Below are 11,619 nucleotides of genomic sequence, written 5' to 3'. Positions count from 1 at the left end.
TGTCGGAGGGGCGGGCTAGCGTGCTGGGCAGCGCATTCGACCTGACCAGTGGCATTCTGACCGGCTCGATCGGGACCAGGGGGAGACATGACCACACTCCACAACCGGCCGCACACCGCGCTGCTCGTCGTCGACGTGCAGAACGGCGTCGTCGCGGGGACGTACCGGCGGGACGACGTCGTCGGCATCGTGGGCGCACTGGTGCAGCGGGCCCGACACGAGGGGGTGCCGGTCATCTGGGTGCAGCACTCCGACGCCCAACTCGTCCGGGGAGGCGACGACTGGCGGATCGTCCCCGAGTTGGTCCCCGGCGAGGCCGAGCCGCTGGTCGAGAAGCACCACGGCGACTCCTTCGAGGACACCCCGCTGGAGTCGGTGCTGGCCGGGCTGGGGGTCGGGCGGCTCCTGGTGGCCGGTGCGGAGACCGACGCATGCGTCCGGTCGACGCTGCACGGCGCGTTCGTCCGGGGCTACGACACCACGCTGGTCGGCGACGCCCACACCACGCAGGACCGGACGGCGTGGGGGGCTCCACCGCCCGAGCAGGTCGTCGCGCACACCAACCTCTACTGGGCCCACCAGACGGCCCCGGGACGCACGGCCGGCACGGTCGAGGCGAAAGACGTCGACTTCGCCGCCCTGGCCTGACACCCGTCGTCTCGGCCTGACTTCGCTCGGGGCGACCGGCGCCGGTCATCGCAGCGGGTCATGTCCCCAGTTCATCAGCGACCAGCGCCACTTCGTGTCCCGGACGTCGCCGGCGGGTCGCTGCGCCAGGTGCCGGTGCACGTACCCGGTCACCGTGCGCATGTGCTGGTAGTCGGCGGCGGAGAGTTCGGCCCGCTTGCGGCGGAGCAGGTCGACGATCCGCCGACCGGACGAGTGGCCGACAGATTCGCCGCCACCTGACCGGCCACCCTTGTGCGAGCCGACCCGCTTGGACTCCGCCGTCTGCAACCACGAGGACAGCTCGCCGGGCCGCATGTTGACCGCCTCGGTGAACTCCCGGTAGGTCTGCTGCGGATCGTCAGCCCGGCTCATCGCGCACCGCCTCCGGCCAGTGGACGACGTCGGGGGCCGACGTGATGGCTGCGGCACCTCTGCTCGGCCATGACCGCCGCGTACCCGACGGCGATCCACCGAAACGGTCAGGTCGGGCCGGGTGGTGCGTCGCCGGGCCTGGCTCGGCGGTCGGCAGCTTGCGGTCGAACGGTTCGACCCGCTCGGCCGGCGGCCGGTGGTGGCGCTCAGCCCGACTCCGACGCCGTGCCTGCCCGTCCGGAGCGATGCGTAGCACCGGCCGGGTAGCTGCCGGCGGGCTTCTCGGTGACGAAGATGGCGGTGCCGGGGAAGAGTCGTCCGCGCAGCGGGCTCCACTGCCCCCACGTCTCCCGGTGTCCGGCCGGCCACTCCGGCTCCACCAGGTCCAGCAGGCGGAAGCCCGCGTCGATCAGCTCGCGGATCCGGTCACCGAGCGTCCGGTGCTGCTCGACGTAGCTGGCCACCCCCCGTTCGTCCTGTTCCACGTAGGGCGAGCGGTCGAAGTACGAGTGCACGGCGGTCAGCCCGCCCTCACCGGGGTCGTCCAGGAAGACCCAGCGCATCGGGTGGGTCACCGAGAAGACCCAGCGCCCGCCGGGGCGCAGCACCCGGTGCACCTCGGCCATCAGGGCGGCCGAGTCGTCGACGAACGGGATCGCGCCGAAGGCCGTGCAGGCGATGTCGAAGGATGCCTCGGCGAACGGCAGGGCCAGCGCGTCGGCCTGCACCAGCGGCACGCGTACCCCGGTGGTGCCGGCGGCGCGGGCGGCGTGCCGCAGCATTCCGGCGGAGAGGTCGAAGGCGACCGGGCTCGCCCCCTGGGTGGCCAGCCAGCGGGCGCAGGACGCCGCTCCGCAGCCGACCTCCAGGACCCGCCGCCCGGCCACGTCGCCGAGCAGCCGCGCCTCGGACTCGCGCAGCCCCTCCGGGCACCAGCGGAAGTCCACCTCGCCCAGGAACGCGCCGTGCTCGGCCTGGTAGTCGTCGGCATCGGCGTCCCACCAGCCGCGGTTGGCCCGTCGTGCCTCGGTGTCGCCCACCCGGCGCCGGAGCACCCGCTCGTCGTCGTCCACCCGCTCACGCTAGGCCCTGAGGTGGTACCGCCCGCCGGACCCCGGCGTGCGCGGCGTGCCGGACCGCCGTACGCTGTCGGTCCCGTGGGGCGGATGTGACGGATGAGACACCGGAGGCGCTTTTCCACCGAAATCTCCGCTTTCGCAGCTGGTGGGGTCGCGAGGACCCGGGAGGGCTTGCACGCTGTGGTAATGCAGCGGGTAGGCTAGACGATGCGCTCGTGGATCGTGTACCTCGGCAGGGAGCAGGTGCGCGGTCACCGGAGCACCAATGATCTTCTCTTGGTGATCGTTAGGTGGGCCCGGTGGCGGATCCGCTGGCGCGAACGGGTCACTGCGACACCACGCCTGCTGTGACAACCCATCCGACCGGAGCAACCGCCCACATGACGAGCAGCATCGAGGCCCCCTCGAGCGCCACCCGGGTCACCCACGACGATCTCGGTTCCGAGGAGGCTTTCCTCGCCGCGATCGACGAGACCATCAAGTACTTCAATGACGGCGACATTGTCGAAGGCACCGTCGTCAAGGTCGATCGGGACGAGGTCCTGCTCGACATCGGCTACAAGACCGAGGGTGTCATCCCCTCGCGGGAGTTGTCGATCAAGCACGACGTGGACCCCGCCGAGGTCGTCTCGGTCGGTGACCACATCGAGGCCCTGGTCCTCCAGAAGGAGGACAAGGAGGGGCGTCTGATCCTCTCCAAGAAGCGGGCGCAGTACGAGCGGGCCTGGGGCACGATCGAGAAGATCAAGGACGAGGACGGCGTCGTCCGCGGTTCGGTCATCGAGGTGGTCAAGGGTGGCCTCATCCTCGACATCGGGCTGCGCGGCTTCCTGCCCGCCTCCCTGGTCGAGATGCGGCGGGTGCGTGACCTGCAGCCGTACGTGGGCCGCGAGCTCGAAGCCAAGATCATCGAGCTGGACAAGAACCGCAACAACGTGGTCCTGTCCCGCCGGGCCTGGCTGGAGCAGACGCAGTCCGAGGTGCGCACCGAGTTCCTCAACAAGCTCCAGAAGGGGCAGGTCCGCAAGGGCGTCGTCTCGTCGATCGTCAACTTCGGCGCGTTCGTCGACCTGGGCGGCGTGGACGGCCTGGTGCACGTCTCCGAGCTGTCCTGGAAGCACATCGACCACCCGTCCGAGGTCGTCGAGGTGGGCCAGGAGGTTGAGGTCGAGGTCCTGGACGTCGACCTGGACCGCGAGCGGGTCTCGCTGTCGCTGAAGGCGACCCAGGAGGACCCGTGGCGGCAGTTCGCCCGCACCCACGCGATCCAGCAGATCGTGCCGGGTAAGGTCACCAAGCTCGTCCCGTTCGGTGCCTTCGTCCGGGTGGACGACGGCATCGAGGGCCTGGTCCACATCTCCGAGCTGGCCGAGCGCCACGTGGAGATCCCGGAGCAGGTCGTGCAGGTCGGTTCCGAGGTCATGGTCAAGGTCATCGACATCGACCTGGAGCGCCGCCGGATCTCGCTGTCGCTCAAGCAGGCCAACGAGGGCTTCGTCGAGGGCGAGGAGCACTTCGACCCGACCCTCTACGGCATGGCCGCGACGTACGACACCGAGGGCAACTACATCTACCCGGACGGCTTCGACCCGGAGACGGGCGAGTGGCTCGAGGGGTACGACAAGCAGCGCGAGACCTGGGAGAACCAGTACGCCGAGGCGCGTCAGCGCTGGGAGGCCCACACCAAGCAGGTGCAGACCTCCCGGGCCGCCGACGCCGAGGCCGCTGCCAACCCGGCTCCGCCCGTGGCCGCCGGTGGCACCACCACCACCTCGACCAGTTCGTCGACCCCGAGCCGGCAGGCCGAGGAGCCGGCCGGCACCCTGGCGACCGACGAGGCGCTCGCCGCGCTGCGGGAGAAGCTCGCCGGCGGCAAGTGATCCTGGAGGCTGCTTCCACCCGGTAGGGCGTCTGACGTCCCCGCCGGTCGGGAAGCGTCCCTGACGAAGAGCCCCGCCTCCGGTCCGCTGCACGCGGATCGGGGACGGGGCTCTCGCCGTTCCCGCCTGCCCCGCTCCTTGCGTGCGCTCCCTGCCCCCGCCCCTGTTCCGGCCCGCTCCGGTTTCCGCCCGCGCCGGGCTCCATCGCGGCGGCATGATCGACTCCGTGCCGACGCCGCGGGGCGGGCGGTCCACGGGGCGGGGGCGGTGTGGTGGAACGGGAGCCGATCCGGTTGACTGGGTCGGTGCTGAGGGTGGGGTTGACCGGTGGCATCGGGTCCGGCAAGAGCGCGGTGGCGACCCGGCTGGCCGGGCAGGGTGCGGTCATCGTCGACTCCGATCGGATCGCCCGGGAGGTGGTCGCGCCGGGCAGTGCGGGGCTGGCCGAGATCGTCGTCGCCTTCTCCGACCGGGTGCTGACCGCCGACGGCGCGCTGGACCGGGCGGCGCTGGGCGCGATGGTCTTCGCTGACGAGGCCGCCCGTCGCCGGCTGGAGCAGATCACCCACCCCCGGGTCCGGGCCCGGTCCGCCGAGTTGTCCGCCGCGGCACCCGTTGACGCGGTGGTGGTCAACGACGTACCGCTGCTGGTGGAGGTGGGGCTTGCGCCGTCGTACCACCTGGTGGTGGTGGTGCAGACGGCCGTGGCCACCCGGTTGGCGCGGTTGGCGCGGGACCGGGGGATGACCCGGGCGGAGGCCGAGCGGCGGATCGCCGCCCAGGCCGACGACGCCCGCCGCCGGGCGGCGGCCGATGTGATCCTGGACAACGACGGCGGTCTCGACGAACTGCACGCCGCCGTGGACGCGCTCTGGCGGGACCGGCTGCTGCCCTACGAGCGCAACGTGCGGGAACACCGGGCGGTCCGGGACGGGTGGGTGGTGTCGACCGAGCCCGACCCGACGTGGCCGCAGCAGTACGCCCGGCTCGCCGCCCGGATCCGGCACGCGCTCGCCCCGGCCGACCTGCGGATCGACCATGTCGGCTCGACCGCTGTCCCGGGGCTGGCCGGCCGGGACGTCATCGACGTGCAGGTGACCGTCCCGTCGCTGGCCGAGGCGGACGGCGCGTTGGCGCAGCGACTCGCCGATGCCGGGTTCCCGAGGGTGCCCGAGGCCCGGTGGGACCGCCCCGGGCCGGCCGGCGGCGACGGCGGGGAGAAGCGACTGCACGGTGGTGCCGACCCTGGGCGGCCGGTGCGGGTGCACCTGCGGGTGGCCGGATCACCCGGTTGGCGGCACGCCCTGCTGATGCGGGACCACCTGCGTGCCGATCCCGATCAACGGGCGGCGTACCTGCTGGTGAAACGGGAGTTGGCGGCGTCGGCGCCGCTGGAGGGCCCGGGGCACGCCACCGCCGACGACCCGTGGTTCGCCGAGGAGCGGCTGCGGGCGGAGGCCTGGGCGGCGCAGACCGGCTGGTGTCCCTGACCGCAGCACACCCACCCCGCCCCGGCCCGGCCGTGACGCCAGCGGACCCCGTTGACGTCAGCCGGGCCGTGACGTCGATGTGGCCGTGACGTCAATGGGGGTCGTGACGTCAATGGGGTCGTGACGTCGACGGTGCCTCGCGGCGAGGCGGGACGATTCCCGCCGGCAGCGGACCGGGGCTCAGGTCCAGCTGCGCCCACAGGCCAGCGGGGGTGCGCAGTTCCAGCCGGCGCAGGAAACCGGCCCGGTCCAGCCAGTACCGCAGGCGCAGGCTCTGCTGGCGTACCTCGAACACGTCCACCGCTCGGTTGGCCCGCCGGTCGCCCCGGACCCGGACGGCGGCGCCGACACCCGGGAGCTGACCACCGGCCCGCACCGCCGCGTCGACCAGCACGTCCAGCTGGTCGGCCGGCTGACTGCCGGTCCGCCAACCGGTCCCGGCCGGTGGCGGCACCGGCGGAGCGGGGGCGGTGGTGCCCGGCCCGACCGGTACGTCCGTCCGGGCGAAGCCGGACCGGTCCCGACGCAGCAGCGTCCGACGGCCGAGGGTGTCCAGTTCGGCGACCGACAGGTACGCGACACCGGCGGACCAGCTGAGCCAGCCGGCACCCCGCAGGTTGGCGGCGCTGCCGAGCGGGGCGGTCACGGTGACCGCAGCCCCGGTGCCGGCACGCAGCCGGGTGGCCAGCCGGCCCAGCCGGGCGGCCTCCTCGTCGGTGAGGGCCCGGGGCAGTCCCGGCCGGCCACCGAGCGCGTCGACCGGCCACGGCGTCGGCCGGTCGACCCGGTCCAGCTCGACGGTGATCGGGGTGCCGTCGGCGAGTCGGCCCGCCCAGCGACGCAGCCGGGCATCCCGGTCCACCCACCAGCGGGGGTCCGCGTCCCCGGCCACCGGGTGGCCGGTCGGTGCGGTGGTCGGCCCGGCCGGTCGGCCGGTCGGTCCGGTCGGCCGCAGCGCCGCCTGGAGGACGTCCACCGGGTCGCCGCCGACGGTGTCCCGGCCGAGCCACCGTCCGCCGCCGGCGTGCAGTGGCTCGGCCGGTTCGGCCCGGTCGGCGGCGAGCGCGAAGAGGACGTCGAGCGCACCGGCCAGACCCCGCCCGGACGGCGGGTTCCGCAGCCGCCAGCGGTCACCGGGGGGCACCAGCGGTGGCCGGGCCGGGGTCACGATCGCGCGGGGATCGGGCCGCTGCACCAGGACCGACGGGGTGGCCTGCACCAGGCCCCGATCCTGCCCGGCGCCCGGTCCGCCGACGTCGAGGTAGGCCAGCGGACGGGACCAGTCGACCCAGCCGACCAGGTCGGTGCGGCCGGCCCCGGTGCCGACGGCCACCCGTACCCCGGCCCGGACGTCCCGGTAGGTGCTGACCCGGACGGCGGCCAGCCGCTCGGCCTCGTCGGCGGTCAGTGCGCGGGCCGGTGCGGGCGGTGCGGGCGACCAACTGGGCAGGCCGGCCACCAGGGCGGCGGCGGACGTGGCGGCGACCACGCCCAGGACGACCATGGTGGTACGTCGCCGGCCGGGGGCGCTCTCCTCGGCCGTGGGTGCGACGACGGTGACCGACCGGCGGGCCGTGCGGTGCTGCCGTCCGGCGCGTCGCCGGCCCGGGCCGGTGCCGGGTAGGTGTCGGGGCCGGTCGGACGAGGTCTCCACGTGTGGTGAACGGGCCGGCCCGGGGCGGGGTGACGCCGGGGTGCCGGTCCGGGGGTGGCGGGCTGGCCGGACAGGCAGGGGCGCTCGCGGCGGCCGGTCTGCGCCAGGGGCGCGACCACGCGGGATGCGCACGCCGGTGATGTCCGGGTGCTGCGACCCCAGGTGCCGGGCGGTGGGAGCCTGTCGAGGCCCGGCCACCGCCGCGGTCGGCCGCCGCGAGCGGCCTACGGTGTCCAGGCTAGCCCTCTGAGATGTGGGCCACAATGGCAATATCGAAGGTGATCACCGGCTGGCGGCGGTCGCGGTGGAGTGTCGGACCTGCGGCGTACCGTGGATGCCATGGCGCTCGACATTCCTCGGCTCGACGGTCGCTTCCAGGTCGTCAGTGACTTCCAGCCGGCCGGCGACCAGCCGGCCGCCATCGATGAACTTGAGCGTCGGGTCCGGCGTGGCGACCGTAACACCGTGCTGCTCGGCGCCACCGGCACCGGCAAGAGCGCCACCACGGCGTGGTTGGTCGAGCGGCTGCAACGGCCGACCCTGGTGCTCGCCCCCAACAAGACGCTCTGCGCCCAGTTGGCCAAGGAGTTCAGCGAGCTGCTCCCGCACAACTCGGTGGAGTATTTCGTCTCCTACTACGACTACTACCAGCCCGAGGCCTACATCCCGCAGACCGACACCTACATCGAGAAGGACTCCTCGATCAACGAGGAGGTCGAGCGGCTGCGGCACAAGGCGACCATGTCGCTGCTCACCCGCCGCGACACGATCGTGGTGGCGACCGTCTCGGCCATCTACGGTCTGGGCACCCCCGAGGAATACCTCGACCGGGCCGTCCGGGTCACCATCGGGCAGGAGCTGGACCGCGACCAGCTGCTGCGCCGGCTGGTCGACATCCAGTACACCCGCAACGACATGGCCTTCCAGCGGGGCACCTTCCGGGTCCGGGGCGACACCCTGGAGATCATCCCGGCGTACGAGGAGCTGGCGGTCCGGATCGAGCTGTTCGGTGACGAGGTGGAGAAGCTCTACTACCTCAACCCGCTCACCGGCGACGTGGTCAAGGAGGTCGACCACCTGTTGATCTTCCCGGCCACGCACTACGCGGCCGGTCCGGAGCGGATGGAGCGGGCCACCCGGGACATCGAGGCCGAGCTGGGGGAGCGGCTGGCCGAGCTGGAACGGCAGGGCAAGCTGCTGGAGGCACAGCGGCTGCGGATGCGCACCACCTACGACCTGGAGATGATGCGTCAGGTCGGTTTCTGCTCCGGCATCGAGAACTACTCCATGCACATCGACGGCCGGCTGCCCGGCAGCCCGCCGCACTGCCTGCTCGACTACTTCCCGGACGACTTCCTCACCGTGGTCGACGAGTCGCACGTCACCATCCCGCAGATCGGCGGCATGTTCGAGGGCGACGCCTCGCGTAAGCGGATGCTGATCGACCACGGTTTCCGGCTGCCCAGCGCCGCCGACAACCGTCCGCTGCGCTTCGACGAGTTCCTGGAGCGGGTCGGCCAGCTGGTCTACCTGTCGGCCACCCCGGGCACCTGGGAGATGGAACAGGCCCAGGGCGAGTTCGTCGAGCAGGTCATCCGCCCCACCGGCCTGGTCGATCCGGAAGTCGTGATCAAGCCGACCAAGGGCCAGATCGACGACCTGATGCACGAGATCAAACTGCGGACCGAGCGGGACGAGCGGGTGCTGGTCACCACGCTGACCAAGAAGATGGCCGAGGACCTGTCGGACTACCTCCTGGAGAACGGCATCCGGGTGCGTTACCTGCACTCCGAGGTCGACACCCTGCGCCGGGTGGAGCTGTTGCGCGAGCTGCGCAAGGGCGACTACGACGTGCTGGTCGGCATCAACCTGCTCCGGGAGGGTCTCGACCTGCCCGAGGTCTCCCTGGTGGCGATCCTGGACGCCGACAAGGAAGGCTTCCTGCGCAGTGGCCGGTCGCTGATCCAGACCATCGGCCGGGCCGCCCGTAACGTCTCCGGCCAGGTGCACATGTACGCCGACAAGATCACCCCGTCGATGGCGTTGGCGATCGACGAGACCAACCGTCGTCGGGCCAAGCAGATCGCGCACAACGAGGCGCACGGGATCAGCCCCGAGCCGCTGCGCAAGAAGATCCACGACATCCTCGACGACATCTACCGCGAGGCGGAGGACACCGAGAGTTCCCGGATCGGCGGGGCCGCCCGGCAGCTCTCCCGGGGCAAGGCGCCGGTCAAGGAGACCCGCAGTCGCAGTCGGACCACCGCCGGGACGCCCTCCCGGGAGGGGATGGCGCGCGCCGACCTGGCGCAGCTGATCCAGGAACTCAACGACCAGATGCTCGCCGCCGCCCGGGAATTGCAGTTCGAGCTGGCGGCGCGGATCCGGGACGAGGTCTCCGACCTGAAGAAGGAACTGCGCGGGATGGACGCCGCCGGGGTGAAGTGACGGGCGATCCGGTGCTGGACGAGGTGTGCGTCGGGACGCCGGCCGGCGGGCTGCGCCCCTTCGTGGGCCGTTACCTCGGCTACCGGGAGGGCATGCCGGGGGTGTGGCATCCGGGCGGGGGACACCGCCGCCACTGGTCCGGCACGAGGCGGCCGGTGCCTTCGTGGTCCTCATCCTCGGGTGGGGCGCCCCGCTCGACGTGCTGAACCCGCGCTCGGCGGCACACAGCGCCTACCGGGTGGACTCGTTCGTGGCGGGGCCGTACGACGGCTACTGCACGACCTCGACGGTGGGTGCCGGGGCCGGGGTGGAGTTGCTGCTCACCCCGCCGGCAGCTCGCCGGATTCTCGGGGTGCCCCTCGGTGAGCTGGCCAACCGGGAGGTGCCGGTCGACCAGCTCACCGATGCCCGGCACGCCCGTCGGGCCGGATCGTCCCGAGCCGTCGAACGGCGGGGCCGAGCCGGTGGGCAACTGGGCCGAGCTGGCGGTGCGTGGGGGGTACTACGACCAGGCGCACCTGATCCGGGAGTTCCGGGAGTTCACCGGGGCGACCCCGGCGGCGCTGGGCCGGCCCGGTTCCCATTCGTCCAATCCGGGCTGAGTCCGGGGCGGCACACTCGACGCATGACGAACATCTACCCGACCTTCCGGTATCCCGACGCCCGGGCGGCGATCGACTGGCTCTGCGCCGCGTTCGGGTTCCGGGTCCACGCGGTGCACGACGGCCCGGACGGGGCGGTGGCGCACGCCGAACTGGCGCTCGGCGACGGCATCATCATGCTCGGCACGGGCCGGGGCGAACCGGATCGGCCCGCCGATGACGCCTACGCTGTCTACGTGGCGGTCGACGACCTGGACGCCCACCACGACCGCGCGCGGGCCGCCGGGGCGGAGATCATCCGAGGCCCGTTCGACACCGACTACGGTTCCCGCGACTACGCGGCGCGGGACCTCGCCGGCTACGTCTGGTCGTTCGGCACCTACCGGCCCTGACCCGCCCCGGAGCGGTGCCGGCGGAAGCGCCGGGCGGGCGGGCGAAACGGCCCGACGCGCCACCGGCGGCATCCGAATCAGGCTCAGAAAAATGTTGCGGTGAGCAAGCAATGTGTTGCCCTGGGTGATGATCCTGCGTACCCTCCCTCGTGGGGAGGCCGGGATGCCATTGTCATCGAGTCCTGTCATTCGACGCGCGAGGCTCGGCGCCGAGCTGCGCCAGTTGCGCAGACGGGAGGCGCTGACGCTGGAACAGGTCTGTGCCCGGCTGGGCTGGGCCTCCACGTCCAAGCTGTCCCGCATCGAGTTGGGGCAGAGTCGGCCCGATCTGGCCGACGTGCTCGATCTGCTGGACATCTACGAGGTGCCGTCGCCGCAGCGCGAGGCGCTGATCGTCATCGCCCGGGACGCGGCGACCGGTCGCGGCTGGTGGAAGGCGCTCGGCGAGATGAGCGAGCGGCAGCGCACCTACGCCGAGTTGGAGGCGGGGGCGGCGACCATCGTGGAATACCAGCCGACGGTGCTGCCCGGCCTGCTCCAGGCACCCGGCTACGCGCGGTTGCGGATCACGGCCGGCCGGCTGCTGCACCCGGACGTCGACGTCGAGGCCGACCTGCGGGCCCGGCTCACCCGGCAGGGGGTGTTGCGCCGTCCCGATCCGCCGCGGTACACCGCGTTGCTCGACGAGCGGGCCTGTGATCCGGCCGGCCTGCCCGCCGAGGTCTGGCATGAGCAGTTGGACCAGTTGCTGGCGTTTGCCGAGCTGCCGCACGTGACCATCCGGATGGTGCCGAGGACGGCGGTGCCGCGCGGTGGGGCGTACCCGTTGACCGCCTTCTCGTGTTACTCGTTTCCTGACCCGGCCGATCCGCGCACGGTGATGCTGGAGGCGCTGACCACCGACGTGCGGCTGGCCTCCGACGTCGACGTCGGTCGCTACGACCGGATGACCGGCTGGCTCTCCGCCGCCGCGCTCAGCGCGGCGGAGACGGTGGATCTGCTCGGCCGCAGGGCCGCCGGTCTCGTCGTCGGT

Annotated in this window: 8 protein-coding genes and 2 pseudogenes; 7 read left to right on the top strand and 3 right to left on the bottom strand. The window is 72.5% G+C overall.

Annotated features, from left to right (window positions below; genetic code table 11):
- The first annotated feature begins 87 nt into the window (after positions 1-87).
- Positions 88-648 (top strand): isochorismatase family protein, encoded by a 561-nt coding sequence (locus ACQP1S_RS22515; RefSeq protein ID WP_432898830.1) that lies wholly within the window; start codon positions 88-90, stop codon positions 646-648.
- A 48-nt stretch (positions 649-696) separates the two neighbouring features.
- On the opposite strand, the pseudogene ACQP1S_RS22510 reads toward ACQP1S_RS22515, so the two are convergent.
- A pseudogene (locus ACQP1S_RS22510) lies at positions 697-1,041 on the bottom strand (DUF3140 domain-containing protein); the annotation flags it as partial.
- Between the two features lie 206 nt (positions 1,042-1,247).
- Positions 1,248-2,114, bottom strand: a complete 867-nt coding sequence (locus ACQP1S_RS22505; RefSeq protein WP_432898827.1) for a class I SAM-dependent methyltransferase — start codon at positions 2,112-2,114, stop codon at positions 1,248-1,250.
- Between the two features lie 386 nt (positions 2,115-2,500).
- Between ACQP1S_RS22505 and rpsA the strand changes: the two genes are divergently transcribed.
- Positions 2,501-4,000: a 30S ribosomal protein S1 gene (gene rpsA / locus ACQP1S_RS22500; protein ID WP_091237366.1), complete on the top strand. Its 1,500-nt coding sequence runs from the start codon at positions 2,501-2,503 to the stop codon at positions 3,998-4,000.
- Between the two features lie 305 nt (positions 4,001-4,305).
- Entirely contained in the window at positions 4,306-5,490 is a 1,185-nt protein-coding gene (gene coaE / locus ACQP1S_RS22495) for a dephospho-CoA kinase (RefSeq protein ID WP_432898823.1), read from the top strand.
- 109 nt (positions 5,491-5,599) lie between these two features.
- Here the strand turns inward: coaE and ACQP1S_RS22490 are convergent, their stop codons facing one another.
- Positions 5,600-7,144, bottom strand: a complete 1,545-nt coding sequence (locus ACQP1S_RS22490) for a hypothetical protein (protein WP_432898820.1) — start codon at positions 7,142-7,144, stop codon at positions 5,600-5,602.
- A 339-nt stretch (positions 7,145-7,483) separates the two neighbouring features.
- Between ACQP1S_RS22490 and uvrB the strand changes: the two genes are divergently transcribed.
- The 4 genes and pseudogenes from uvrB to ACQP1S_RS22470 form a co-directional block, all read left to right on the top strand.
- A complete protein-coding gene (gene uvrB, locus ACQP1S_RS22485; protein ID WP_091238808.1) occupies positions 7,484-9,592 on the top strand; it encodes an excinuclease ABC subunit UvrB in 2,109 nt (702 codons plus the stop codon).
- Between the two features lie 404 nt (positions 9,593-9,996).
- Positions 9,997-10,194 carry a hypothetical protein gene (locus ACQP1S_RS22480; RefSeq protein WP_432898817.1) on the top strand — a complete coding sequence of 66 codons (198 nt, stop codon included), beginning with the start codon at positions 9,997-9,999 and terminating at the stop codon, positions 10,192-10,194.
- Between the two features lie 23 nt (positions 10,195-10,217).
- Complete coding sequence (locus ACQP1S_RS22475) at positions 10,218-10,586, top strand: VOC family protein (RefSeq protein ID WP_432898815.1); 369 nt, start codon at positions 10,218-10,220, stop codon at positions 10,584-10,586.
- Positions 10,587-10,749: 163 nt separating this feature from the next.
- A pseudogene (locus ACQP1S_RS22470) lies at positions 10,750-11,604 on the top strand (helix-turn-helix domain-containing protein); the annotation flags it as partial.
- Positions 11,605-11,619: the final 15 nt, after the last annotated feature.

The organism is Micromonospora matsumotoense, assembly GCF_050951065.1.
GTDB lineage: Bacteria > Actinomycetota > Actinomycetes > Mycobacteriales > Micromonosporaceae > Micromonospora > Micromonospora matsumotoensis.
Note: the sequence above shows the minus strand (reverse complement) of the source record. Positions and strands in the feature narration are given on the sequence as shown.